Source organism: Spartinivicinus poritis, from assembly GCF_028858535.1.
Lineage (GTDB): Bacteria > Pseudomonadota > Gammaproteobacteria > Pseudomonadales > Zooshikellaceae > Spartinivicinus > Spartinivicinus poritis.
In genome coordinates, this window is sequence record NZ_JAPMOU010000023.1 from 65,284 (window position 1) to 91,274 (window position 25,991).

Consider the following 25,991-nt stretch of genomic DNA (forward strand, 5'->3'; position numbering starts at 1 on the left):
AAAAATTAAAACTTCGTTACATTCTGTTTCAGAAATTACATATACTTTCAGTGTTGTATAGCTCGATACTAAGTTGTAAACAATGACATAAATCAAGTGCGAGTGGACTATTATGAACAAAATAATTGCTGTAATTGTTTTAACTTCCGTTTCTGCTTTTTCTCATGGTTATGCACATGAATCATGTAAGCATCTCACGGGCAGTGCATATTCAAAGTGTAGATCTACACCAAATTTTATACGTCTTAGTGACCAAAATTTGAAAAAAAATACAGCCCAATTAGAAAAAGCCTTAGAAAATATATCTAAATTAAACGGAGTCTCTTATGAGTGGAAGAAAAACAGCAAGAAAGATATTGGTGTGATTGCCCAAGATGTGGAAACTGTCTTTCCTGAGCTAGTGCAAAACATCAAAATCACTAATGAAGATGGTACAGAAAAAACACTCAAGCAGGTTAATTATGCTGGGCTTGTGGGTGTGCTGATTGAAGCAGTGAAAGAGTTAAAACATGAAAATCAAGCTTTGAAAGATCTGCTAGGGATATAAGTGATCTAATTAGCTACCTTCTGGGAAGGTGGCTTTTAATTTTATGCCAAAGTATTTCATTGTCAATGGGAGTCTCCAGAGGAAGCAGTGGATTTTTGAGCGTGAAGATAATCCTATTTTCCATTTTGGCTGATCGTAATGTGCTTGCATGTGATGGATGGTTATAAAATAGTCGGTCAAAATCTCCTTGTTTAATTGCTATCCATAGTCCTGTTTCAATTCGACTGGCAAGTTTTTTATTAGATTTGTTAACAAAAAAGTAGATTGGTGCTGGATAGTACAGCATTAATTTCATATCAAGCATAAATCCTTTATTTGAATATTCCTTTAATTCTTCCCAAACTTCTGTTACTCCTCTAGGGAAATAATCAAAACGATGGTGTTCTAACATGCTAAATAATCCCTCATAGTTTGGGCTTATGGTTACAGAAAAACTGTTTGCTTGCAGTATTTTAGTATCGGGCCAGTCATGGCCTTGACCAGCTTGAAGTTGTTTAAGCTCCTTAAGCGTTGTAATTTTTTCAAAATTTTCCTTATCTACTTTTCTTATTATAAAAATACGATGCCCCAGCAATCCTTTCATCAAAGGAATCCGTATTGGTAATAACACGTTTTCTCGTTCAATAGATGTCATTGTCCATAGTATATCTATGAATTTATTTTGCTGAAGGCTTGCAATTGCTCTGTCTTGGTTCATTAACGATTGGGACATTTCAAGCCTGAAGCTTCCATATGTATCTTGAGTATTCTTGAGAGCGATCTTTAATAGATCGATGAAATAGATATGTCGTTTATCATGAATACTTTCTGGCGGAACATGTTTTACAACTAGCTCGCCATAAGTAGTACTACTTATAACAATGCTTAAAGAAGCGATAATGTTGGCAAGTGCTTTCATCTGATCTTACAGCTTACTTTATCTATAACTTTTAAGCATAGCACGTCATTCACTAGATATGACTAATAACTCAATTTCAAGTTTAACGAGTCATATTATTACAGGACTAGATAGGCTCTTTACTTCTGATGAAGGGTGTTCAGCTGCAATACAAAAGCTCTAAGAACCCCTTAACCAATCACATTTACTTTCAGGCCATAACTAATTCAAAAGAAGGCAAGCACCCACCCATTATGGGGTTCGGGTTGGTGGCCTGGATTGGGTAGGTTACATGTAGGGTTGTTTGATAAAATCAAGGAATAGTTAAAAATGAGCTTATCATCCTATTTAATAACTACTTCCTTGTTAAAATATAATCATATCGAGAGCTGTCGATAAAAAATGAGTATTTGATTTTATTATAATCGCTAACAGGGGTAATTATAGTTTTCATTCTAGATTTATGGTAAGGGTGTGTAAACAGATCTTTTTTATCTGAGTAGGCAAAACTTTGATAATGTAGCTCATTGCCAACCCAACTTACATTATTGTATAAATAGTTCCAATTTTTATCACTTTCCAAATGTAACTTTATATTACCATCAGCATCTTTTATTATGGTGATCTGAATTTCACCTTTATCATTAGCCCATGCTCCAATGTATCTATCTATATCCGGTCTAATAGGTATTATTGGTTTATGAATAAACTCTTTACCATCAAATGCACCTTTTTTTGTTTCACTAGGTTCTTTCCATTTGAATAATGAACATAATGGTTCAATTTTATTGGTTTTAATATATTGAAATGTTAATTTATGATCATTGAAATTCATACTAAGCTTCATTGCTTTAGGTTGTAAAGTTAATACTTCTAACTCAAAGCTATTTTTTTCAGAAGAAATGTAAATTATTTTTCCATCCTGACTTACTTTGTAGTCAGATATTTCAACTACCCTTTCATTTTTTTTAATACAATTAAACGAGTACACCTTACTTTTACCATCTTTTGTATACTCTACAACATTAGCAATACCATTCTTGAGAGGAATCATAGACCATATGCCAATAATAGAATTTTTGACGACGTTATCTGAAATTTCTTCACTTATTGCCAGGTTTACATATAAATCAATCGCTATTATAAAAATAGCTATAAATGGCATTTGATTCATTCTAGCAATTTCCTAGAAGCTAACAGCTAATGAATATCTCTAGACAGAACTATGACTTATAGATGTCTAGTTCTAGATAATGTTATCTTAAGCATAGGCTCTATTACAAAAAGTATCTAATGAATGTGTTAATCAGCTTTTTTCTATCACCTATACATAATCGTTTACCACAATCAGTCAACGACTCTAGCATGCAGCTTATCGGAGTTTATGATAGTGGTTGGGTAGGCTATGACTAAGCATAGCCATACGTTTGGAAGTCCTAGCAATACGGTGTTAAATAGCCTCAATCAGTGATCAGTTTAAGCAGTATACGTGTCGAAAATATTCAATACCTGTCTTGAGCCATTAGCTATCTTATCTCCCATAACTCACTATTGAGGAGATAAAATATGGCTTTACGTGCCAACTACTTAGATCTCGCTTCCAAAGCGATGCAGATTTTGATGAAACAGGAAGACTATCTGCGTGAGCAATTTAGTGCTTCAGAAACGATGACGATCTCAATCTGGGAATTGATTAAACTGAGAGTGTCGCAGATCAACCAGTGTGCTTTTTGTATTGATATGCATAGCAAAGATATGCTGAATCAGGGTGAAACTCAGGAACGTATTCAGGAACGTATTATTGGTTTAAGTGCGTGGCGTGATATGCCCTTATACTCAGAGATTGAACTCGCAGCACTGGATTGGGCTGAGTATTTGACTGCAGGTAAACCTGTGGATGATCACAACTATCAGAATGTGGTAAAGATACTAGGTGAACAAGCTGTTGTGGATTTGACCATTGCAATTAATGCCATCAACAGTTGGAACCGAATTGCTAAAACATTCAAGCCAGAGGTGGGCAGTTATAAACCGTAATAAATCAATTAAGCCAGTATTCAACTTTCAGCTGTCTAAACCATCGGGACGGCTGTCTGCGTTTATACAAGGAATATGGTCAGCATCTGTACTTCAACCAGATTCGGTAGTGAAGTCACTGTATTCTGATGCCGGGAGTGGAATTATTTTTAATCTTATGGGTGACGTGACGATTGGTAATGAAACTCTCCCGGAAGGTGTCATCATGCTGCCGATAAATAAACAGGCGGAGAACATTGTTCTATCTTCTGGAGCACTACTCGCAGGTATCCGCTTCTATCCGGCAATTGGTTATGGTGTCTTAGGGCAGCACTTCGATAAGCCCACATTATTATCGTCAGAACAAGATCAACTATATAACCTCTACCGAATTTATTCTCAACTCCGGATGCAAAAAGATAACGAGAGCCAGATTGAAGTGCTGTATCAGTGGGCAGATAAAAATCTGGATTTTACCAATGTGATTCCAGACTCTCTGGAAAAAGCACTGGAGTGTATTGAACAAAATGAAGCCTTGGGGCAACTTAGTAAAAGTATTCAATTGAGCCAACGACAGATCGAGCGTCTTTTTAAGCTTTGGCTGGGGATGACCCCAAAACATTATCAGCGCATTTTACGGATTAAAAAAACAATTTGCTTTTTACTGCTACATAAAAACGTAGACCTGGCGGATGTTGCTCAACAATTTGGATTCAGTGATCAGGCTCATATGACACGGGAATTTCGTACTATTGCATGTACTACACCAGGAAAATTATAGGTGCCCTACAGCCTAACGATTTCAAAATTAGGAAAGACGATGAGAATTATAAACCTCGTAATAATAATTGTAAGTCTGAGTTTTTTTGCAAGTGGTGTACCTGCAGAAGACGTTAAGATCAATGAAAATCTCACTATACATTACGAGCAAGCTGGCAGCGGCGACATTACTATCATTTTTATTCCTGGCTGGATGATGTCAACCGATGTTTTTGAACATCAACTCGCACACTTTAAAAATTCAACAACGTATCGGGCACTGGCTTATGACCCAAGAGGCCAAGGTAAATCATCAAAACCAGTTGAGGGCCACACCTATCAACAACACGCTCGTGATCTAGCCCAATTGATCGAAAAGCTGGGCTTGAAGAATATCATTTTGGCGGGTTGGTCATATGGTGTTATGGAGCAACTGGCGTATTTGAACCAGTTTGGACCTGATAAGCTCAAAGCTATGATAATGATTGACACTGGGCCAGATATAGCAGGAGCATCATACGACGAGTGGGTCTGGTATCTTGACGATGATTCGGATGGTTATTCGCGGTCGTTTACTGAGGGTATCATCGAGAATCGAGATAACGTCATTGCGGAATTTAGCAAATGGATGCTTGAAACCCCCACCCCTGAGAAAGTTGCCTGGGTATCAAAAATCGCTAATCAAACGTCAAGCAGTGTTGCTTCCATTACAAATGCTACAGGGTTTTATCTTGATTACAGTGAGGATCTTATCGCACTGGAGGGAAAAATGCCTTTATTATATGTTGTGCGGGATGAGAAGAAGGCGGTGGCAGAAAAGTGGATTAAAGCTAACACCCCATCTGCCACTACGGTTTATATGGGCAAGCACATGATGTTTTGGGAGCGGTTTAAAGAATTCAATAAAGCCGTTGATGAATTCCTTTTAAGTATTGAAGAGTAGGTATAAATTGCCGATGCGGTCTGTTATCGGCTGAATTAAGGGAGCTTAAGAATAGATTGGCTACCAAGTAATTACATTTAGATACCATCTCATACTGAATAGCTTGACTGTATCAGTAGCTCTTCACAAATTGATGATAGTTTATTAAATATCAACAAAATGATATTTTTGTTTTATTCTGCCTAACGTTCCATCGTGTTTCATTCTTAAAAGCTCTTCATCATATTTTTTGACCAAAGATTTTAAATTAGGATAAGATGATGCTTTGACAAATAGGTTATAATATGGCTTTATTTTTAATGGTTTCTTTAGATATGTTATTTGGTCCGAGATACCTTGTTGATGAGCTTTATATAATGCTGAAAGAGTTTCAAGAGGAACAACATCCAGCCGCTTATTAATCAGCTTGCTTAATTGCACAGCATCTCTTGGAATTATTTGAATATTAGGAAATAACTTAGTAGCTTCCCAAAACTCTTTTGTGTAAGACTTTCCTGAAGAAGCACCAACTCGCCACTCTTTTAGGTCGCTATAATCTTGAAATTTAATTTTTTCTTTATCTTCTTTCCTAATAAAAAAGTTCCATGCAACTTTTACATGCGACTCCTTGGGGTATATAAGATATTTTCCCCTTTTTTCCTTATATGAATAAGTCATCAATATATCCATATCTCCTTTTTGCCACATTATCTCAATCCTAGGAGAAGAATCTATTAGAACAACAATATATTCATGGCCTAATTTTTTCAAAATATGATCGAGTACATCAATATCAAACCCCCGAGGCTGTTTATTTGAATCAAGATACCTCATCGGAGGAGCAGGAACACCTACTACAATTAGCTTTCTGGCATGTGCATAATAAGTAATTTGCTGAAGGAGTAACATTAAGAGAACAAACTTAGAGATTATACTCATTAAGCTTTATCCTTAGGATTAGAGCGTACAAGTGAGTATATAGCTGAAGATTAAAGTTTTATCATACTAGATGCTCAATTGTTCTAAAGATACCTTGAATGATTCCTACTCGTTCTTGCTAACTTTATCTGTTACGCTTTCAAAACTGTCAGTAAGTACATACATGGAGTCGGCTAATTTAGCCTGAAAAAAGTATTGTTCTACGCAATATATCTTTTGCATTTGTACTGAGTAGCCACAGCATTTACTGCTTAAATATTGCGCAATTATTTCATGGCCACCTGTCCTTCCATATGACAAATTACTTTCTATCCCTAGCCATCATCAACTCCTCCGAGAATTAAGAAGACCGAAAAAAGCACTGCTCCTCCCCACCTGTGGAGTTTGTGTCATAGAGGTTTTTGCAAACTTAATTATGGCAATAATTAATAGCTAAACCTTGTTGTGTAAGGGCTTTAAGGATTAATTTTTATTTTCACAAAGTGAAAAATTATCTCAGTTTAAGCAAAAGAATACATTTTCAGTGCAAATTATTTATTTTAAGAAAACATAAGTATTGTCGTATCCAATATAAGTAGCATTTCTCAGTTTTTAGACTGTAGTGTCTAACCCTAATTTGTCTCACTTTCTCAAGTAATAGACTTGCCATAATCATCTCCGCATACATCACATAGCTATTAAGGTGATATAATTCTGTATAAGTACAGTGTGAATAGATGGGCGTCAAAGTGCTGGTTGAAAGATGATCAATTTTATATAAATCAGTTAGTTGAGTGCGTCATACCAACATTATTCTAGTAATAAGTTTGTGATTTGGTTAAAATATATTCGATTGTTATACGTCAATGCGACGTAGTACTTTGCGTCAGAGTGACGTTCATTAATAGTTATGTGTAGTGAGTTATATGGAAGGCTGGCAAAGTAAACTAAAGAATTTATTTTCTTGCCTTGCTCAAAGCGAGCTCGAAGAAGCATTCGATATTATGAATATCGACAGCACCCAAGAAGATGAAATAGAGGCATGGATAAGCGCTATTGACTCGGCTATCACAGCCTCATCAAGCAATGATCAGTATGTGGTTGAAATCATAAATTCATCAGGGTATGTCATTAGCCGACCAATTGAGGCTCGTCCATATTTTACTGAGCTGGGTTATATCTATCTGCGGGGATTAAGGAACAACGTCAAAAACACATAACAAGTTGCTCAAGCATCATTCCGGCCTGCAGGCCTGCACTAGACAGCCAAACCTGCAGTTCGGCTGCCGCCTAGCTTGGCGTTATGCAATTGAATCATGTAATAGTGAAACTAAAAAATGAGTAATAGAAAGGAAAAGTCAATTGGAGTCAGACTTCTTGGAGCGGTATGTTCGCTTCTGATAATTGGTTCGGTTGTGTATATGTTGTTTGTAGGAGTCGAAATGTACTCTAGTGCATTAGTCGCAGCGGCAATAATTGGTGCGGCAGTGCCAAGTGTGGGTGCGGGGGAGGGGCTCTTAGAGATATTGTCAGGAACTCTCGAAGTAATAATTGATGGGCTTCTCTCTATTTTTGATGCGATCGCTTCAATATTTAGTTTCTGAATGAACAAGATGAATAACAATGTGTTTCATCGGGACATTTAAGTGCTCGTTCCCTGCGCTACCGCTCTGGTCGTTCGCATTCAAACGCCGGTTAACACTACATTATGAGTAAACATCTGTGAAGTTAATATATACGAATGAAAACCGATTCCTAGTCAGCAACGCAAAAAACCTTGTAGAAAATTCAGGAATAGCGGTTACTTTAAAAAATGAATATGCTGCAGGAGGTATGGGGGATCTATCACCTTTAGATACTTGGCTTGAGCTTTGGGTCGTAGATGATTCTGACTATGAAAAAGCTGTTCAAGTGATAGAATCTTCACTTAGTTCTGTGGATTCAGAAGAATGGAATTGTAACAACTGTAATGAAAAGAATGATGCATCTTTTGAGTTTTGTTGGAGTTGTCAAACAGAGCACTCATAACAAAGCAATCTTGTACGGCACATGGTAAGAATTGCAGTGAATTATAAATACCCAGAGGAACTAGAGTTCTTTGAGAAAGGGTTTGGCTTATCTGATGAGAACGACCCCGATGAGGGTTTGTTTTCTTATATATATCTTTATGAAGATGGTAGTGAGCTGATTGTTACCCATTCTCCATTTGGCAATATATCATTTAGTGCCAAGCTGATATCGAACGGTGTCGTGGTATATAATATCTACCAAGAGTATGTGTCGGAGATAGCTTTTCAAGCATGGAGTGATGAGAAAGTTATTCGTGTATATTGCAATCCTAAGAAAACAGACACTGAGTTTAGAGTCTATTATTCGCCCACTCCGAGAATTTACGTTGCAAATACCTAACAAGCACATCAAAATCCGCTCCACTTCGTTGCGCTGGACGTCGCTGACGCTCCGCCTTTTATGTGGGCGTTAGGCAACTAGTGATACGCGTTATTTATAGATATTGGAGTTAAGTATGGAAGCATCACTCGGTACCATCATGATATATGCACGTAATATGGAAAAATCAGCAGAGTTTTACAGCAAGCTCTTTAACTTCAAAACAACGGGAAAAGTTGTTGATGGCTTGATTGAGTTGACTCCTACTTGTGGAGGGGCTGGAATTCTAATTCATCAAGCGGCTAAGAGTATAAAACTAGGTCAGGTTGGGGTAAAACTGAGCTTTCATGTACAAGATGTTGCTAACTTTATCTCTATTGCTAAACAGTCAAATATTGAATTTGGTCCTATACATGAAGCAAAGGGCTATCAGTTTTCAAATACTAAAGATCCTGATGGAAACTCCGTGAGTATTTCTAGTAGGTCATTCCGTGACCAATAAGGTATTGCCTAACAAACGTTTCAAGACGGATTCGCAACGCTCGGCGGTTTTGTTCTAAATTGGCTTTTGTGTTTTCGGTGCAATAACTGAGTGTTGTATTAGCGTTGCTCACCACTTAAGCGGACGTTATGTGTTGTAGGGTAGGGGGTATCTATCTATGATGACTATATAGTATTCTATTCATGAGATATTGCGGTACGAATAGCTTCGCATACGGTCTTGGTCGTGTACTTCTTAGTAATGGTAGCCTAAAACTCATTGATATTTATGTGTGTTATATATGTAGTCTACCTGTACAAATAATATAAAATTTAAATAAATTCAACAAATTATGAATGGTTTTTTGTGAAATAGGGTTGTGAAGGGGGGTAACTCAAATTTTCTAATTTTTATAAAAAAAGTGACCAAATTTTCACTCAGCCACTTCCTCATATACTTCCATTTAAATGAAATAAAAATTAACAACTACAGCTATTTCCACTGCCACTGTGCACCTTCTGCATTATCCTTAGTCCATACGCCAACCCAGTCGCCGTAGGCTTTAAAATGTTTTAAATAAATCATTGGGTAAGCCAGGTTTTCAAGGCGGCCTTGTTTTAGTTGCCAGCGTTGGTGAAGTTGTTTGCTGTCGCAGCTGCCAATAACGGCGCGGTTGCTGCCTTTCCACCATTGTGGCATTTGTAAGCATTTTTCAGGTGCGCTGGCTGGATGTAAGAGGCCTTTGGTGTCTAGTTCCCATTGTTGTGATTTATCATTTTGGCAGCTGCTGGCATTTATTTTGGCGCTGCTATTTACCCCTAGGCAGGCATTAAGCTTGTTAGAAAGTGGTTTAAACTTATCGGGGTTGGGCTTAGGGTTTGGATTCGGATTGGGGTTTGGATCGGGATCAGGATTAGGGTTAGGATTACCGCCTACACCATCGGCAGGTACTTTATTATTAAAATGCTCAGCGACTTCTGGCCAGATATCTTTAATTTTAGCTGCCGAGTTAGTGCCGCTTGGGCAGCCTCCCCAGTGGTGTAAACCAATAACTTTGTGGCTCTTATTTGCCAATACAGGTGATCCAGAACTACCACCGGTAGTATCACATTTATAGCCTAAATTACTACGACTACTGGTGGGTTTATCTACCTGGCAGCGGTTACGTGAATTTTGATCGTCTTCAATACTCAGCTCTTTAGGGTTGCCTGCGCCATGCTGAGCAATATAAATATCTTCATTTTGTTGAGGTTCTCTTACATCGAGGCCCAGATAACTAAATGACTTGATTGAGTTAAAGTCTTTAACGGTAAATAAGGTGTAGTCTAAACTATTACTGCGACTGGTTTTTAACATTTTATCGCCAGAGACTTTTACCACTTTATTTTTTTGTCCACCACCACATTGGCTGCGTTGATAGTTAAACCAGACTTCTGAATTGGATACTTTTGATTGAGTGCTCATACAATGGTTATTAGTAAACATACGGTTGTCGGCACTGACTCGCCAGGCTGTACATAAACCCCCGCCCATGACCAAGCGGGCGACAGGTTTGGTATGAGCATATTCAGTTGGGTGAGAGTCTTTATAACAAACCGCATCTTTTCGTTGCATTTTGCCGCAGGTGGAGCGAGTTTGGATGAGTTCCTCAACCACTTCTTCTGGGTAGCCCTTCCAATAGTGACCAATTTTTAATTGATGTTTCCCTTCTACCCAGGGGTATTTAGGATCAGTTTCAACTTTGACGATGGCGGTATCACCACTAATCGACATACTGGCCCAAGCCTGTTTACCATCTTCTCCATTATCAGGATCAAAGGTGAAATTATCGCGTTTGCTATTACCATAGCGATATGCTTCGCTACCATCAGGGTTGCTGACAATCACTTGGCTGTTTTTAGGAAGGCTAAAAGCACTAAAATGAATTTTAATAAAGCTGGCGCCGGGTTCCTGAATTGTGTGAGATTGATCTTTTTTGAGTGATTGATTAGGTACTAAGCTAGTAGCCGTAACGACTTTATCTGCAATTTTAATTATTTGCGGCTGTGCACTAGCTTCTATGGTTTGTGTTGTGTTATTTTCTGTTTTTGTGGATAGTAATGAAGTTAATACATTTTCTTTTATTGTAGCATCTGTAGTTACTGTTGCATTTCTAGTTATTCCAGCATTTTGGCTTATTGCTGATTTAGACGTTAATACATTTTGTATCGCTGCTTGATCAGTTTGTGATTGAGCAGAAAGATAGCTAAAGGGTGCAACGGTTACCAGCGTAGTAAACAAACAGGCAAACGGGTGTAATTTAGGTAAACTCATGATGACTGCCTTGAAGATGCAACGAGTCCTTAAGGGTTTATAGACCCTAAGGGCATGTTTTTAATAAATAGTTAAAAGTGTTGAAGAACTATAACGAAATTACCTACCAAGAAATCGAGAACCGGTTAGCCTTATAATAAGGCTGAAATATTTTTTTAGTTTATTGTGAAATATTAATTTTAAGGTTGACTTTTTTAAGTTGAGATTTCGCTGATAATTATTGAGTGTGTTTTTATGAAATATTAACTCAAAATAAATGCTAGTCTTATTGATATAGGGAGTGTTTATATAGGGGGTTTTTATATAGAGGGTTTTTATATAGAGTGATATATGATAATGAGGCATTCAAATAGAGTGTGATAAGCCTTGTATCTATAAAGTATGATGACTAATTTATTATTAATAAGCTGATTGTTGAAGGGGCGCTTGAATAATATTGTTAATTAATGAAAATACATTAATGAATTAAGGGTGCTTCTAAAAATAGTCAAAATACCCTAAGCGACGGGTATATTAACCACTACTTCTACTTGGTCTATAGGTATGAGCCCACCAGGCAAAAGCGTCAACACCACGGGTTTGTATCCATACTTTACCCTGTCCTGAAAAGCGACAGACAAAGCCTTCCCCTGAAAAGAATAGAGACTTATAACCACCTACCTTACTTATTTTATAATCCAGTTGTTCGGTGAATGCTACAATATTCCCAGTATCTACAACGTAATTACCCTGAACATCGATTTCTATTATGGCGCCATAGCTGTTAAACCATAAGTCACCTTTGCCAGAAGCTCGAATCAAAAATAAATTTTCTCCAGAAAAAAAGCCTTTGGTAAAGCCTTGCCATTTTGATTCAATATTGACATTCATGGCAGAGGCAACAAAAGCAGAATTTTGTAAATAAAGAATATCGCCATCTAAATAGATATGGGCCATGTCACCAGGTGCCCCAGGGGCAATGCCTATTTCACCAGGGCCATGGGTGGCAGTAAATTCATTTATAAAGATCGATTCTCCAGTAACAAACCTGCCTAGACCTCCTTTTAATTTAGTTTTCATTTCAATATGGGTATCCATGGTTGCCATGGCGGAGGCTTCTACTTTCAGCGTTCGGTTAGCTGGTAATTGAACAGTGACAAAGCTGTAATCGGGTTTACCTTCAATTTTAAACTGCAAGCCAGGATGATCAGCAGGCGGCTCGTAACTATCAATAGGGGTGCTATCAATTGAGGTGGAAGAAGTGGAAGCTTTTTCGATTTGAATTTTTTTCTGTTGAGCAAGAGCAGCTAATTCAGCTGCGGCTTCTTGTGCGGTTAATATACGACAACCAATACCAATTTTATCAAGTGCATTACGAACTTTAATAGCTGCTGCTTTATTGATATTTTTTTTAATGGTAACTCGGCCTTTTTGCAGAGTTTGTTTAGCTAGTTCAGGGGTTGTTTTAAACAGTTGAGCAAACTCGGTGGCTGCTTGTTCTAAATGAGTGGACCCAGCTAGTTTGCCCGTTAGGGTGACTTGGTATTGGTTATCTGACATAGATGCTGTCCTTCGCTTTGGCTATATTTTTAGCGGGGTTTAAGATCACTACCAAGTAATGAGCCAAAACTACTGGGGTTATGAGATTGGCACCAAACGGTACCTTTTCCATGAAATTTACACACCAAGCCTTCGCCGCCCAAAAATGAGTGTAACCAGCTTTTACCCGCTTTGGTGATGGTAAAGTTCAGCGTTTCATTAAAAGCAACAATATGGCCAGTATCTACAATGTACTCACCATCCACTTGAATGGGATAAATAGCACCAAAGGAACTGACAATTACTTTTCCTGTGCCCTGAAGGTGCACCCAAAAAACCCGTTCACCCGAAAATACCGATTTAAATCCCTGCCAGCCCAGGTCGATTTCAATATTATGTTCACAGGCTAGAAAAGAGCTACCTTGAACAATCAGGGTTTCATTATCAAGCTGCATGACTTCCAAATCGCCAGCCAATGCAGTACCAAACCATACTTCACCTGGTGTTTTTTGTGCCTCAAAATGGTTAATAAAAAGTGACTCGCCTGCTACCATCCGTTTAACTGCTTTTATAATACTGCCTTTCCCGCGTTTATGCGTTGTTGTGGTTATTTGAATATTATTGCTCATCGCAATCATGGCGCCTGACTCAGCTGTACAAATTTCAGCAGGGTTTAAGGTGACTTTGGCAGCCGTATTTCCTGGGCGATGTAATAGTTGTATATTCATCAAGGGCATCCTTTGGACAAAAGCCCTAAGGTAATTTAGGATTAATCCAGCCAGCTAATCCCGCTAAACTGCGAGTTTGAATAATAATTTTGCCTTTACCAACAACACGAGTGACCAGCCCTTCACCACTAAATAGGCTAGAGAAAATGCCGCCTGCCAATTGTAACTTGAGTTTAATAGTCGGTTCATAGGCAACTAAGTGGCTGGTATCAACAATATATTCGCCATCAACTTGTTTTTCCAATAATGCGCCAAATGCACCGTACCAGACTTTACCATGCCCTTTGACGACTACTTTAAACAGACCTTCTTTCGCTAACCAAGAAACAATACCAGCCCATTTGACCCCAAGCTTAATACCTTGGGTACAGGCGAGAAAGGCGCCAGGTTGCAAGTACAAGCGGTTACCTTTTAACTCAATTTCTTTAATTTCACCGGGGGTTGGCTGAACCAGCGTTATTTGTCGATTGCCTTTGCTATTATTTGCAAACTCGTTAATAAATAAGGTTTCTCCCCCTAAAAAACGTCGGGCTAAGGCCGGTAAAAAACCACCATTAAATCTTGATGTCAGGTCTAAATCAGCCGACATGGTTGCCATGGCATCCGACTCTGCCGTTATAGTTTCTCCAGGGGAAAGTTGAATATCTAAATAGGAAAAAGCACGACCGCCTTTAATTTCAGTTTTCATCTGTAGTGGGGTCCGATGAAGTATGGGTGACAAATTGTTGTACGGCTTGTTTCAATTGTTCAAACTCCTGGTTCAAATTACGATAGGAGCGATCATTTTCTTGTGTTAATAATTTTAGCTGACTAATTCGATCTGATGTGGCTGGGTGGCTGCTTAATAGGGTAAGAGATTGTTGAACTACTTCATGGCTATCATCGCCAGTAATTTGTGCTAGGCGCTTGGCCTCTTCCTCTTGAATTTTTTTGAAGAATTGATGAAGCCCTTGTGGGTTGATATTGGCAGCTTTTAATAAAACCACGCCTTGCTCGTCTGCATCTGACTCAAACTGTCGGGAATAACTTTGGTTAATTAATAACGGGGCTGCGTCTGCAAGGACAGCTAAAAGACCAGACATGTCACCTAGCAACGCGTCCACAATGATAAACGTGCCTGTAGCACTGATAATGTTGCGTAATCCATGTTGCTCAGTAACATGAGCGATTTCATGGGCAACAACGCCCAGCAATTCTTCGGCACTATCTGCTTTTAAAATTAGCCCAGAGTGAATCACAATGTAGCCGCCAGGTAAGGCAAATGCATTAATTTCTTCATCTTTAGCAACATAAAAATGAAATTGATATGGGCTGTTGGGAATTGCGTCGATCAACGGTTTGGTCAGGGGGCTTAGAAAGATTTTTGCCTGTTTGTCAGACATAAAGGTGCTGCTGAGTTGATATTGTTTTATCGCTTGCTCTCCTAATGTTTGTTCCCAGCTAACCGGCACTTGTCTGGCAAGTAACGCAGCAGCAGGGCTCATGGCGAAGTAAAGCGAAAAAGGGCTGGCAAGTATTAGTAGCGCGATAGTAGCAAAAATAAAGTTGTTTTTTGTTCGCTTTCGTTTGGCGTTAGTAAATTGAGCGGCAATGGCAGAGTGGCTGGTCAACAACGGGTTTTTGAGAATCTCAAGGTTGTTGGTATAACAAGTAAAGTCAGGCTGATCAGGGTGAGAAATAAACACCAAACGGTTACTTGCACCGCCTAATTTAAATTCACTGCCTTCTATGGGGATGCTTAGCGCTTGCCCCCCTCCAGCAAAGACTATTTTCCCTTTACCAATGGTTAAGGTCCCTGAACAGCGACCATTGGGAAGATCTTGGTAAAAGGCATGGGCAGTATAACTGGATTGGGTTTGAATCATATGATGTCTTATGTTGATTATTTGCTGAAATTTTAGCACTCAGTTGATCTTAATAAACCCAGTGAGCTGGCAAGTTGGTTGCGAATCAGTCAATAGCTGGCTAAACTGTCAGGATTTTGTAGTAATAGAGTCATAGTAATGCAAGTACAGACTGTTGATTATTTAGCCCCTGATTGTGCCCAGCGATTTGTTGAGTCTTTACGAACAACAGGGTTTGGGGTATTAAAAAACCACCCGATTTCGCAAACCCTGGTAGAGTCTATTTATCAAAATTGGTATGAATTTTTTGTCAGTGCTGAAAAACACCAGTATCAATACAATGTGGATACCCAAGATGGTTATTTTCCTCCTGATGTGTCTGAGGTAGCGAAAGGCCATCAGGTTAAAGACATTAAAGAGTATTACCATATTTACCCTTGGGGACAAACACCGCCTGAATTGAAAGCCGAAGCCATGAGTTATTATCAAATAGCTAACCAACTGGCTACTGAGTTACTGGGCTGGGTAGAGTCACATACACCAGCTGAAATCGCTCAGCACTATTCAATGCCTTTATCAAAAATGATAGAAAACAGTCGTGGTACCTTGCTAAGGGTATTGCATTATCCGCCATTAACGGGTGAAGAAGAGCCTGGGGCAATTCGTGCGGCTGCTCATGAAGATATTAATTTACTGACTATTTTGCCTGCTGCTAATGAGCCTGGTTTACAAGTGAAAGGCAGTAATGGTGAATGGCTGGATGTTCCCTGTGACTTCGGCACATTAATTATTAACACTGGTGATATGCTTCAGGAAGCCTCACAAGGGTATTTTCCCTCTACTACTCATCGGGTGATTAACCCGAGTGGCGGCAGACGCGACAAGTCGAGAATTTCGTTACCATTATTTTTGCACCCTAACCCAGATGTTGTATTGTCAGAACGTTATACGGCAGGTGAATACCTGCAAGAAAGGCTGAGAGAGCTTGGAGTGATTTAATAATGGCAGAGCTTGATCAACAAGAGTTGCTGAAAGCGAAATTAAATCTTGAAACCTCAACCATTGTCTGGAAAGACTTGCAGCCTTTTTTTGCGGCAGGGCAGGTAATAGCGGTTACTGAAGCACTGGATTTAATTGAAGTTGCAGCGCAAGTATCTCAAGATAATAAAACTCAGGTTGAGACCTGGCTGGCTGAAGGGAAAATACATAAAGTCACTGATCAACAAGCCACGACTTGGTATGAAAATGACAGTACTTTATGGGCTGTAGTGGTGAGGCCTTGGGTGCTGGTGCAGGATAAGAAGAGTTAAAATTATACTCTAGTATTGCCCTTTTTTTCAAAGAGGCTATCGTGAAAGGGGGAATTAGAGCTATAGCACAATCCAGCTTCCCCCTTTGAAAAAGGGGGATTGAGGGGGATTTCATGAAAACCTTCTCAAATCTCTTTAAACAACCTGCTTGCCTAGTATGATTAAATAAAATCCCCCCTAGCCCCCCTTTTTTAAAGGGGGGATTAAAACTGCAGCACAATCAAACTTCTGCTTTCAAAGAGGGTATAATTTTAATCCAAAACAATAGTTAATTTTAAATCCCGATAGCCATCTGCAATAATGGTGACTACATTATTCCCACTCATAAATCGATCCTGATTAAGAAGACGAATAACATTATTATTTATGGTATATTCGTAGTCCCAAAGTTGAGTAGCGCCAACTTTAATCCGCTGAATTTTTTCCAACCAGAAAGGCGCTTCGGTGCGAATGACAACATTACCAGTAGTGGCTTCAACTTCAACATCCACTGCTGGTGGGTCTACCGCAATAGCTTGATTAAATGCAACCGCTTCACCAAAATGGCCATCATTTAACATGAACTTTACTTGGTAGGGCCTGCCTAAATATTCATTGGGTTGAAGTGCTAAGAAAGCTTGGAAACTAAGGTAGTCGCCAACTACTTCGGCTTCCATTGCTTCGTATGTGTAATCTTCCCAGCTGTAAAACTGGGTTTGCCCGGCGGCTCTTACCATGGTTTTATCGGTACTTTCCCAGGCATCAATTATTTGAGTAACAGCCTGCGTTTCAAGCCCCAGCTTTTGTAAAATAAACGCATTACTGACTAAATCAAAATTAAATACCACAGCCGCATTCATAAAAGGACCTGATTCAGTCATTGTCGCTGGCTCATGGGTAACAGCGTCTTCGGTCACTGTAACAGGTACTTCTGGTAGAGAGTGTTGCCCACGGCGAAATTTCAGGGTTCTTTTGGCTGTTTTATAACCCCAGGCTTTGATGGTGATGGTGTGTAAACCGGGCGTACGAATGACATGTTCTTCAATAGTCACCAAATTAGAAATGACCCGGTAATCAGTATTAGTTAAAACCTTGTCATCAACCGTTACTTCATAAATTGGGTTGACAAAGCGATAGGAAAAATCTTTTAGTTTTAACCGCAGCGCTTCTCCAGTTACCGGTGTTCTCCCATTAGAGACATAAATGCGAGGTGCATTTTTTACGAGATGGATAGTAATAAAACGGGGTTGATAACCATGGGCTCTTACAACTATTTTATGCTGGCCATTATAACCTGCTAAAGGGGCTGAAGACGCGTCAATAATAATTTTATTATCCTGCAAATGCCAATTAAGCTCTCTTTCTCGATTAGGGTTGCCCGAATCATCCGTTTTAGCCACTTTATAAATAGCGTTTTCCCATTCAGCATCTTGATCAAAAGTCACGACAACATCTTGACCAAGTGGTGTGTTATCAGCAAAAAGATATTGAATATCAGCTTCGTCGGCTGTTAAATCAATATGGGTTTGCCAGGGATAGACCTTAACGTTGCCATTTTCATCATAATAACGAGTGTGATATTCAAATACAGACATACGGAGGTAGCCGTATATTTCATGAGGGGCACTAAAGGCTACAGACTGACTGGTGAGTAATAAAAAAGCGATGAAATACTGTAGTTTGTTGATCATCTTAAGTCCCTTATAAGTCTTTAAATGTAAGTAATTGACGGATATCAATTTGTGGCCCGGTAATTTCAAGCCATTTATCCCTTACATTATCAACTTCACATTTTAATACAGTGCCTGCGGTATTGACCTTCTGGAATACCACGGCTTCACCATTTAGGGAGAACTGAACGCTTTTAGGTAATGGTTTTTTTAAGTGAATAACGGCAAATGCAGTGTGCTCTATATTAAGAATGCCAGAGCCATCAGCTACTAAATAGCCATCAGCCACTAAATATTCATCAGTAGCAAGATAGGAACTTGTGTCTTCCGATAAATTTTGTCGATACGCTTCATTTTGTACGACAAAGCTATTGTTTATTTGAGGGTTCGCATAAAGTGGCAAAGCGGTGATTGTGGACATAATGACTATTCCACTCTTTACCAGCAAGGGTTTAAGAAAGCTCATTCTGACTCCTTTTCTGTTTGTTGTTAATTCCTGAAAGCATTAATTCTTGAAAATAAAGTAAGTAAGTGCTTATTTTGTTATTGTTGGGGGATATCTGCTAAATAAGCACAATAGTCCTTTAAATTCCTATGATAAAGCCTATGGGGTGAATCCATTTTTTCGCGACAATAATAATCATTATCATTTATTTTGAAAACCATTTTCTTTGTTTGATGCAATCCCTGCCTACAGGCTGTATTTGTTTTATACTAGGGCCTGTTAACAGGCCCTAGACTGCCAAGCAAATCATTGATAACTGGTTATTCTATGAAGCTTTTGCGTAAGGAAACCTTGTACTACCAGCAAGGTAATTCTGACAAAGTATACGAAGTTGATTTGTGTGAATGTAACTCACTCAGTGCTGATCGTTATTTGGTTAACTTTCGTTATGGCAAGCGAGGTTCCCGGCTTCGAGAAGGAACGAAAACACCAAATCCAGTGAGCCTGACAGAAGCAGAAGAAATTTACACCAGTATTGTCGTCAATAAGCAAAATAAAGGTTATATCAGTCAGCAGCCTGACCAGGCTAATTCCACAGCGGGTTCGGTGCCAGGCACAACTCGTCAGCAACATATTTTAGTTAAGCTTAATGATAAGTCAGCTAAAGTGCGTACCAGAGCCATTTGGCGAATCGGTGAGCTGGGTTTAATTGAAGCAACTGACCAGCTCATTGAGCTAATAGGCAAAGGTAAGCCTCGACAAGATTATTGTATTGCTTGGGCTTTAGGTCGTTTAGCAAACAATAAAGCCAATGATGTACTGCTACTGATGTGTCAGCATAAAAATGAAGCAGTAGCACGTATTGCTAGAGAAGCCTGGTTACGCTGCATTGGCTCGGCTGAGCGGACTCAATACATAAGTAGTGTGATTGATGCACTACCTGAACCTTTGCAAGCAAAGTGGGGTAGAGATCAGGGGCAAGCATTGGCTGACACACTGTTAACCGCTATTGGTCATCAAGGACAAAATACAAGTCTATTGTTACCAGCCTATCAAATAGCCAGTAATAACCCAGTTTGGTACCAAGCATTATTACAGGCTATGGAAAGTCTTCCAATACAACCTAATTTTTTCAAGGCTTTTCGTCACCTGTTAAAAGCGGCTGAATTACGCCTAGACGGTAATATGCTGGGCGTACTGTTTAAACGAATGGATCAGACCCAGGCTTTTTTTCATGCTGAATATGGCAGGGGGTATTTACCGGGTAGTTGGAAATCAGTCAGTGTAGCCAGTGAAACGAAAAAAAGTGATAGCTGTTTAGCTTACTCCCAGCGAACGCGTGATTATTTACGCCGGCGTAGTATGCGGTTATTACGGCGTTTAGGTGAAGCTGATGATAGTCGTTATCTTGATGTTGCCGTCGGTGTATTGAATGCAATAACAGATGCTGATACGCAAGACGAGCGTCGCTCAGAAGTATATCGCTGGTCTCAGGATGGGCGTTGGCAGCGAGAGCTGGTTGCGACTAAGTACTACGATGGGTATGCCCCTTACTTGGCGTTTAATTTTGTTTTACATCATTATAGCCAGCAGTATGTGTTAGCGAGTAGTAAACGGGCTTGGCAACTGTTGTCTGAACCTGGTGATATTGGTCAACCGGAGTCAATGACGGAAGCATTTCCAGAGCTTTGGGATCGACAGCCTGATCGATTATTCCAATTATTGCAAAATAATCGGTGTAATTTGGTTCATCAGTTTGCTGTGCGAGCGATTCAAAGACACCCTTTATTTTGTCAACAGGTTTTAATAGAAGACTGGTTGGGTCTGTTGTCATCGGTTTATCAGCCAACAGCTGCACTGGCTTTGCATTATATTATTGACCGGTTTGATATTAGCCAACCTGACTGGCGAGTGATATTAGGCTGTTTAAATGCTGCTATTGTAGAAGCAAGAGAGCAAGCATTGGACTGGTTGGCTACTGTCAGACAGCCAGATTCAGCAATGTTGATTAAGCTGTGGGTTGTATTGATTACCAGTCCTTACCAGGAAGTACGACAGTGGGCAAAGCATCAGCAATATCAACTCCATCAGCTTGATGCAGCAACACTATTACCAGAATTGGTTACTGTGCTGAAAAATATGGATGATGGATTGCTTACTCAAGTCGTCGATGATGTAAGCTGGCTATTATGTGAGAAACTAATAACGACCAGTCGTCAGTTGCCGATTAATTGGATAGAGCAGCTGGTTGCTTTCAAGCAGCCATCATTAAAATTATTGGGTGCTCACTTATTGGAAGTGAATAAAATTGGGTATGCTGAATTGCCTGGTCAGTTGTTACAGCAGATTGCTCAAGGAGATTCACTGGCATTAAAAGCCATGGGAGTGCGGCTGTTAAATAAAATGACTGATCATGAACTTCGTCAACAAGCAGCAGCTTTAATAGCCTATGTACAGTCTGGAGATGCTGTATTACGTCAAGCTGCGCTGCCATTATTATTGCGACTTACTCGGGCTGACCAGCGGTTCGCTGATAACTTTATACAACAAATGCTGCCAGTACTATTTCAGTCTGAAGCGGTAGAAGGGCAGCATGATGATATAATCAGCTTATTATCCGAGCAACTGACATCAGCTATTCAGCGGTTGAATAAAGACACCACCTGGCGCTTATTGCAGGCACGTTCAAGAGGTGCACAACGGTTGGGATGGGTTCTGTTTAAACACCACTTTGAGCAGTTTTCTGTTCGGCAATGGGCTGTTTTAGGCAATCATCCATTGGCAGGGGTTAGGCAGCAAGTGATTAATGCTTTCAATGAATACCCTGCCCGTATTAAAGCGGCTAAAGCGGATGCTTTACGTATTTTAGTGACTGAATGGGAAGACGTTCGGCAGTTTGCACTGGATTATTTTCGACACCAGTTTACAGCGACAGACTGGGAGCCTGAGTTATTAGTGCATTTAGTTGATCATGTCGAAGATGTTGTACAACAATTTGGACGCGAGTTAATTACGCAATATTTTACCCCAGAACTAGGCCCGCAACTATTAATGCAGCTTAGTCAACACCCTGCAGCCAATGTACAATTATTTGTCAGCCATTTTTTACAAGATTATGCAGCAGGCAACCCAGAGCGAATTATCTCGCTTAGGCCTTATTTTCTGACTGTGCTGTCGCAAATTAACCGTGGCAGAGTAGCTAAAGACCGGGTATTTCAATTTTTAACTAAAGAGGCACTAGCAAATGAGCGCGTTGCTGAAATGGTTGTTGAGCTATTTAATCACCTGTCTTTAACGGTGGTAATAGGAGATAAAGCGATAATGATTGAGGCATTGTTGCAGCTGCAATATCAGTATCCGCAACTAACTTCTGTTATTAAAACCTGCAATTTACCTCTGAGGTCGGTGGTATAAAGGAGTTGGGGTATGGAGTTTAATTACCGGTTTTTGGGTAGCTCAGCCATCAGCCATAGTGCGAATCAAAGTGAATTAAGCTTTGCACCAGACACTTTACGTGAGCCGACTTATTTTGTGGCAGAATTAGCTCAGCATTTGCCTTTTCGGGAAGCTATATCAGCACTAAATGCAGTCGTCGTGGCTGATCTCCGCTTTCAGCCTAAAGACCGCACCGAATACTTGGCCTGGTTAAAGCAACATGAGCAACGTTTATTGGCAGACTATTTGGTAGAGCAGCAAGTGGTTGATCGCCGTCTTGATGAGGTAAGAGCGGAACTGGCAGATGTTCGCAAGCAACAAAGTCAAGTGATGGCACCTTATTATAAAGCACAAAATACCTATTTTAAGTGGCTTTATAAGCATGACTTTGATGCCTGGTTTGTACTTGATCCAGTGATCACCGTTCATCCTGATCAAGTCATGTTTGAATGTTTCAGCCAGGATGAGTCTGCTTATGGCTGTTTAAGCTGTAATTATGAGGTATTTAAAAATATTACTGACCAGGCTTATGGTACGACTAATATTGACTATTCTGCTGGGCTTTATAATGAGTTTCAAAAAATTCGTGATTATCGGAAAACAGAATTGCGGATAGAACCCGCTGGGTTTTCAGTTGCAACCTCTGGCTCTGAACAGTTTAAGGAAGAAAAAATTGATTTACCTGATAGCTGGGTGAGGGGTTTTTTACAAGTCAGTTCCGCAATGACGTTGCCTATGGTAGAAGCCGTATTACACCCAATGGATATTCATAATCTGCTGTTTCACCTTAAGCGAAAAAAAGAGCGGCATGGCCCACGGTCCTTACGCTTTCAACTATTACCAGGTAAACCTGTCAAGGTCATCATAGAACCCTGGGAGCAATCGATTACTTTTCATCGGTCAATATTTCAGGGTACAGAAGAACGAGAAATTCGCATTTGGGGGAGGCGTCGATTATTAATGCTGGAACGACTGCTGCCCTATGCCAAGCAATTTAAAATGTGTTTGCTGGGTACTGGAATGCCATCATTTTTTATTGCTGATTTAGGCGACTTGCGCTTTACCTTAGGTTTATCTGGTTGGAGCAGCAATGACTGGTCGCGAATGGGTGAGTTTAATTTAATGACCAGTCGTGAAGAAGTCGATGCCGATACTCAAGCGACAGTATTTAAACAACTGCAAAAGAGTTGGTCGGCAAGTACTGATCAATTGGCAGTTAGTCTAAAGTTGGAACGCAGTATTATTATTAGTGCATTAAGTGCTTATAGTCAGGCTGGCCGAGTAGTTTATGATTTAGCATCAGACGTTTATCGTTGCCGAGAATTAAGTCGAGAACCACTGCCTATCGATGCATTGCGATTTGCTAGCCCCCAAGAAGAAAAAGCACAACGCTTGTTAACGGCAGGTTTAGTAAAACTGAAACACCAAACACCTTATGCAGATGGTATTAAACTAGTTGGCCAGGTGAGAGATGATGGGAAGAAGCTGTCTGTTGAGTTGATTATTGATAGTGATCGTCGTTTAACACAAGCAAGTTGTGAGTGTAGCCATTTTATACGCAATAGGCTGTATAAAGGACCCTGTGAGCATATGCTGGCATTAAGGCTACGAGCAGAGGCTGACATATAAAGCATGTATTTAATGAAAAATGAACTGATTATTAACGCTCGGTTTGCAAACAGGGTTTTGCGGCATCAGCAAAAGGTTGATAGACTAAATAATTACTGTAGTGCGGTAGAGCAACTACCTTGCGTTATGGGCGGTGTATCGCCGTTCTTACTTAATGACAGCACACGCATCACTGGTTTGCTCTTAACTGTGCCGAATTATCACTACCATCACTATCCCGGTATGGCTTCCATGAAGCGGATGAGTGATGGTAGTGTAATTCGGCGTCGAGTTGAGCAACCCAGTCTTCAGGATTCTACGAAGGCTGCCTATCGCACTACAGTACCCCCTCTAAAAATCCCTTCCTTTGGGGTATGTCACACTCTGTCTTATTTATTATTACTGTTTATAACCTTTGTTTACGCTAGTTTGTTATTGTTAAATGCTAGAGTAAAAAGTTATTGCTGGAGTGCTTGTAATGTTTGATCAGCAGTCTCCTACCAAGCTTACTCGTCAACAGTTGTATGACCGTATTCGTGAATCCAGTAAGGATGAATATATCTTAGCGGAGATGAAGCGGTTAGGCTTTTGGAATGAGTCAGAAGACCGCCCTAGCCTGTCTGAATCATTAATAAAGAAGCAAGGTGAACTAGAACGGGAATTACGAGAATTACTGGTAAAACAGCGACAATTACAGGACCCTGAAAAAGCCCTGGCAATAATGCATAAGCAGCGAATGAAAGATGCCAGGGAACAACGAGAAATAACCCGCCAACGTCGTGCCGAACAACGCTATCAACGTAGCCTTAGCTGGTATAATAAAAATCAGCAAACCCTGACGTATTTGGGGGAAAAGGTATCCAGCCGCTTAGACATAACCAATGAACAACAAGCACGATTGTTGAAAAACCAATTGCCTTTGATTAACAGTCATTTGCAACTGGCAACCCTTATGGGTATTAGCTTAGCTGAGTTACGATTTCTAGCTTTTTCGCGTAAGGTGAGTAAAGTCTCTCATTACCAACATTTTTTGTTGCCTAAAAAATCAGGTGGCGTTCGTCTTATATCAGCACCGATGCCACGCTTGAAACGGTTGCAGTATTGGGTTCAAGTGAATATTTTAGAGCCAGTTGTATTGCATGATGCCGCTCATGGCTTTGTGCCACAACGTTCTATTGTGTCAAATGCGGCACCTCATGTCGGTAAGGCTGTGGTGATTAATATGGATTTAGCTGATTTTTTTCCTTCAATCAGCTACCCACGAGTAAAAGGGCTTTTTAACCACTTAGGTTATGGTGAAGGAATTGCCACGGTTTTGGCATTATTAACAACTGCACAAACAGTTACGCCTGTGGAGTTGGATGGAGAGCACTATTTTGTTGGCCAAGGTGAACGACACATACCACAAGGTGCGCCGAGCAGCCCGGCATTAACGAATATTTTGTGCCGTCGGTTGGATAAGCGTATTTTAGGTGCAGCTCAAAAGCTGGGCTTTGCCTATACAAGATATGCTGATGATTTGAGTTTTTCCTCTGCGCAAGGGGATACAAAAAAAGTACGGCAATTGCTGTGGCGAGTTAAGCAGATTATTAAAGATGAGGGGTTTGCTGTTCATCCAGATAAAACCCGAGTAATGTACCGTCACAAACGGCAAGAGGTTACGGGGGTGGTGGTAAACGATAAACTAGCAGTTGAGCGGCGTACCTTAAAAAAATTCCGTGCTTTATTATTTCAAATTGAAAAAGAGGGTATCGCAGGGAAAACCTGGGGAAAAATAAATGGAGATGACCCCCAGGCATTGATTGCAGCAATTGAAGGCTATGTGAATTACGTAGCCATGGTATCACCTGAAAAGGGCATCGTATTGCAACAGCGTGTGGTGCAGATAAAACAGCAGTATGGTGTTCAAGTTAGCCCTACACGAATAATGACATTAAATCGCAAATTGTTTAAGCAGAAGGCAGCTAAAGGCGAAGCACCTAGAGACAATTGGTGGCAGCCTGTCGAGAAAAAACCACCTGTTCAAGAGTTAACGCCATTACAACTTGAAGCGAAGAAAAAGCAGGCAAAGCAACCATTGCCACCTGTTAGAGATGCAAACCCGCAAGAGCAGATTAGGCTGCAACCAGATACAACTAAGAAAACCTCTCAATCTGAAAAGCATCATTATTGGATTATTTTTTGGATTTGTTTTTTATTGTTACTAGTGGTAATGATGAATTAATAACAGTAG

The 25,991-nt window shown here is 39.9% G+C and carries 25 protein-coding genes; 14 read left to right on the forward strand and 11 right to left on the reverse strand.

Translation table 11 applies throughout. The features are described 5' to 3' along the window. The first annotated feature begins 112 nt into the window (after nucleotides 1-112). A complete protein-coding gene (locus tag ORQ98_RS17220) occupies nucleotides 113-547 on the forward strand; it encodes a tail fiber domain-containing protein (RefSeq protein WP_274690047.1) in 435 nt (144 codons plus the stop codon). A 13-nt stretch (nucleotides 548-560) separates the two neighbouring features. Here ORQ98_RS17220 and ORQ98_RS17225 read toward each other — a convergent pair whose 3' ends face one another. Together ORQ98_RS17225 and ORQ98_RS17230 are read right to left on the reverse strand one after the other, a co-directional pair. Continuing rightward, entirely contained in the window at nucleotides 561-1,445 is an 885-nt protein-coding gene (locus ORQ98_RS17225; protein ID WP_274690048.1) for a type 2 periplasmic-binding domain-containing protein, read from the reverse strand. Between the two features lie 334 nt (nucleotides 1,446-1,779). Then, nucleotides 1,780-2,598, reverse strand: a complete 819-nt coding sequence (locus ORQ98_RS17230) for a hypothetical protein (protein WP_274690049.1) — start codon at nucleotides 2,596-2,598, stop codon at nucleotides 1,780-1,782. Nucleotides 2,599-2,990: 392 nt separating this feature from the next. Between ORQ98_RS17230 and ORQ98_RS17235 the strand changes: the two genes are divergently transcribed. Genes ORQ98_RS17235 through ORQ98_RS17245 form a run of 3 tightly spaced genes read left to right on the forward strand, consistent with a single transcriptional unit; the run spans nucleotide 2,991 to nucleotide 5,142 of the window. After that, nucleotides 2,991-3,461, forward strand: a complete 471-nt coding sequence (locus ORQ98_RS17235; protein ID WP_274690050.1) for a carboxymuconolactone decarboxylase family protein — start codon at nucleotides 2,991-2,993, stop codon at nucleotides 3,459-3,461. Beyond that, nucleotides 3,418-4,221 carry a helix-turn-helix domain-containing protein gene (locus tag ORQ98_RS17240; RefSeq protein ID WP_274690051.1) on the forward strand — a complete coding sequence of 268 codons (804 nt, stop codon included), beginning with the start codon at nucleotides 3,418-3,420 and terminating at the stop codon, nucleotides 4,219-4,221. The genes ORQ98_RS17235 and ORQ98_RS17240 overlap by 44 nt, the downstream gene beginning before the upstream one ends. A gap of 39 nt (nucleotides 4,222-4,260) precedes the next feature. After that, nucleotides 4,261-5,142, forward strand: a complete 882-nt coding sequence (locus ORQ98_RS17245) for an alpha/beta fold hydrolase (RefSeq protein WP_274690052.1) — start codon at nucleotides 4,261-4,263, stop codon at nucleotides 5,140-5,142. 144 nt (nucleotides 5,143-5,286) lie between these two features. Here ORQ98_RS17245 and ORQ98_RS17250 read toward each other — a convergent pair whose 3' ends face one another. Together ORQ98_RS17250 and ORQ98_RS29630 are read right to left on the reverse strand one after the other, a co-directional pair. Then, nucleotides 5,287-6,060 (reverse strand): substrate-binding periplasmic protein, encoded by a 774-nt coding sequence (locus ORQ98_RS17250; RefSeq protein WP_274690053.1) that lies wholly within the window; start codon nucleotides 6,058-6,060, stop codon nucleotides 5,287-5,289. Between the two features lie 520 nt (nucleotides 6,061-6,580). Then, the gene (locus ORQ98_RS29630; RefSeq protein ID WP_425347693.1) at nucleotides 6,581-6,727 is read right to left on the reverse strand and encodes a phage integrase N-terminal SAM-like domain-containing protein; all 147 of its coding nucleotides are present in this window, start codon (nucleotides 6,725-6,727) and stop codon (nucleotides 6,581-6,583) included. Nucleotides 6,728-6,965: 238 nt separating this feature from the next. Here ORQ98_RS29630 and ORQ98_RS17255 point away from each other — a divergent pair, with 238 nt between their 5' ends. The 4 genes from ORQ98_RS17255 to ORQ98_RS17270 all read left to right on the forward strand — a co-directional run bounded on the left by ORQ98_RS17255 (nucleotide 6,966) and on the right by ORQ98_RS17270 (nucleotide 8,929). Continuing rightward, a complete protein-coding gene (locus ORQ98_RS17255; protein ID WP_274690054.1) occupies nucleotides 6,966-7,259 on the forward strand; it encodes a hypothetical protein in 294 nt (97 codons plus the stop codon). A 502-nt stretch (nucleotides 7,260-7,761) separates the two neighbouring features. Continuing rightward, nucleotides 7,762-8,067, forward strand: a complete 306-nt coding sequence (locus ORQ98_RS17260) for a putative signal transducing protein (RefSeq protein WP_274690055.1) — start codon at nucleotides 7,762-7,764, stop codon at nucleotides 8,065-8,067. A gap of 36 nt (nucleotides 8,068-8,103) precedes the next feature. Next, nucleotides 8,104-8,448: a hypothetical protein gene (locus tag ORQ98_RS17265; protein ID WP_274690056.1), complete on the forward strand. Its 345-nt coding sequence runs from the start codon at nucleotides 8,104-8,106 to the stop codon at nucleotides 8,446-8,448. Between the two features lie 115 nt (nucleotides 8,449-8,563). Continuing rightward, nucleotides 8,564-8,929 carry a VOC family protein gene (locus tag ORQ98_RS17270; protein ID WP_274690057.1) on the forward strand — a complete coding sequence of 122 codons (366 nt, stop codon included), beginning with the start codon at nucleotides 8,564-8,566 and terminating at the stop codon, nucleotides 8,927-8,929. Nucleotides 8,930-9,400: 471 nt separating this feature from the next. Here the strand turns inward: ORQ98_RS17270 and ORQ98_RS17275 are convergent, their stop codons facing one another. From ORQ98_RS17275 to ORQ98_RS17295, 5 genes are all read right to left on the reverse strand, one after another. After that, a complete protein-coding gene (locus tag ORQ98_RS17275) occupies nucleotides 9,401-11,221 on the reverse strand; it encodes a trypsin-like peptidase domain-containing protein (protein ID WP_274690058.1) in 1,821 nt (606 codons plus the stop codon). Nucleotides 11,222-11,734: 513 nt separating this feature from the next. After that, the gene (locus tag ORQ98_RS17280; protein ID WP_274690059.1) at nucleotides 11,735-12,760 is read right to left on the reverse strand and encodes a TIGR00266 family protein; all 1,026 of its coding nucleotides are present in this window, start codon (nucleotides 12,758-12,760) and stop codon (nucleotides 11,735-11,737) included. 29 nt (nucleotides 12,761-12,789) lie between these two features. After that, on the reverse strand, nucleotides 12,790-13,467 hold the full coding sequence (locus tag ORQ98_RS17285) for a TIGR00266 family protein (RefSeq protein ID WP_274690060.1): 678 nt from the start codon (nucleotides 13,465-13,467) through the stop codon (nucleotides 12,790-12,792). A 25-nt stretch (nucleotides 13,468-13,492) separates the two neighbouring features. Then, nucleotides 13,493-14,155, reverse strand: a complete 663-nt coding sequence (locus tag ORQ98_RS17290) for a TIGR00266 family protein (RefSeq protein WP_274690061.1) — start codon at nucleotides 14,153-14,155, stop codon at nucleotides 13,493-13,495. Then, nucleotides 14,145-15,332: a M48 family metallopeptidase gene (locus ORQ98_RS17295; protein WP_274690062.1), complete on the reverse strand. Its 1,188-nt coding sequence runs from the start codon at nucleotides 15,330-15,332 to the stop codon at nucleotides 14,145-14,147. Before ORQ98_RS17295 ends, ORQ98_RS17290 begins: the two co-directional genes overlap by 11 nt. A gap of 138 nt (nucleotides 15,333-15,470) precedes the next feature. On the opposite strand from ORQ98_RS17295, the gene ORQ98_RS17300 reads away from it, so the two are divergent. Next, a complete protein-coding gene (locus ORQ98_RS17300; RefSeq protein ID WP_274690063.1) occupies nucleotides 15,471-16,310 on the forward strand; it encodes an isopenicillin N synthase family dioxygenase in 840 nt (279 codons plus the stop codon). Nucleotides 16,311-16,312: 2 nt separating this feature from the next. Then, on the forward strand, nucleotides 16,313-16,621 hold the full coding sequence (locus ORQ98_RS17305; RefSeq protein WP_274690064.1) for a DUF2288 domain-containing protein: 309 nt from the start codon (nucleotides 16,313-16,315) through the stop codon (nucleotides 16,619-16,621). Nucleotides 16,622-16,872: 251 nt separating this feature from the next. Here the strand turns inward: ORQ98_RS17305 and ORQ98_RS17310 are convergent, their stop codons facing one another. Together ORQ98_RS17310 and ORQ98_RS17315 are read right to left on the reverse strand one after the other, a co-directional pair. Further along, nucleotides 16,873-18,291: a hemoblobin-interacting domain-containing protein gene (locus ORQ98_RS17310; protein ID WP_274690065.1), complete on the reverse strand. Its 1,419-nt coding sequence runs from the start codon at nucleotides 18,289-18,291 to the stop codon at nucleotides 16,873-16,875. 10 nt (nucleotides 18,292-18,301) lie between these two features. Continuing rightward, nucleotides 18,302-18,736 (reverse strand): hypothetical protein, encoded by a 435-nt coding sequence (locus tag ORQ98_RS17315; protein WP_274690066.1) that lies wholly within the window; start codon nucleotides 18,734-18,736, stop codon nucleotides 18,302-18,304. Between the two features lie 306 nt (nucleotides 18,737-19,042). Here ORQ98_RS17315 and ORQ98_RS17320 point away from each other — a divergent pair, with 306 nt between their 5' ends. The 4 genes from ORQ98_RS17320 to ORQ98_RS17335 are packed head-to-tail and all read left to right on the forward strand — an operon-like array spanning nucleotide 19,043 to nucleotide 25,982. After that, nucleotides 19,043-22,129 carry a HEAT repeat domain-containing protein gene (locus tag ORQ98_RS17320; RefSeq protein ID WP_274690067.1) on the forward strand — a complete coding sequence of 1,029 codons (3,087 nt, stop codon included), beginning with the start codon at nucleotides 19,043-19,045 and terminating at the stop codon, nucleotides 22,127-22,129. A 12-nt stretch (nucleotides 22,130-22,141) separates the two neighbouring features. Next, nucleotides 22,142-23,779 carry an SWIM zinc finger family protein gene (locus tag ORQ98_RS17325; RefSeq protein ID WP_274690068.1) on the forward strand — a complete coding sequence of 546 codons (1,638 nt, stop codon included), beginning with the start codon at nucleotides 22,142-22,144 and terminating at the stop codon, nucleotides 23,777-23,779. A 12-nt stretch (nucleotides 23,780-23,791) separates the two neighbouring features. Continuing rightward, nucleotides 23,792-24,244: a hypothetical protein gene (locus tag ORQ98_RS17330; protein ID WP_274690069.1), complete on the forward strand. Its 453-nt coding sequence runs from the start codon at nucleotides 23,792-23,794 to the stop codon at nucleotides 24,242-24,244. Next, nucleotides 24,237-25,982 (forward strand): reverse transcriptase family protein, encoded by a 1,746-nt coding sequence (locus ORQ98_RS17335; protein ID WP_274690070.1) that lies wholly within the window; start codon nucleotides 24,237-24,239, stop codon nucleotides 25,980-25,982. The genes ORQ98_RS17330 and ORQ98_RS17335 overlap by 8 nt, the downstream gene beginning before the upstream one ends. Nucleotides 25,983-25,991: the final 9 nt, after the last annotated feature.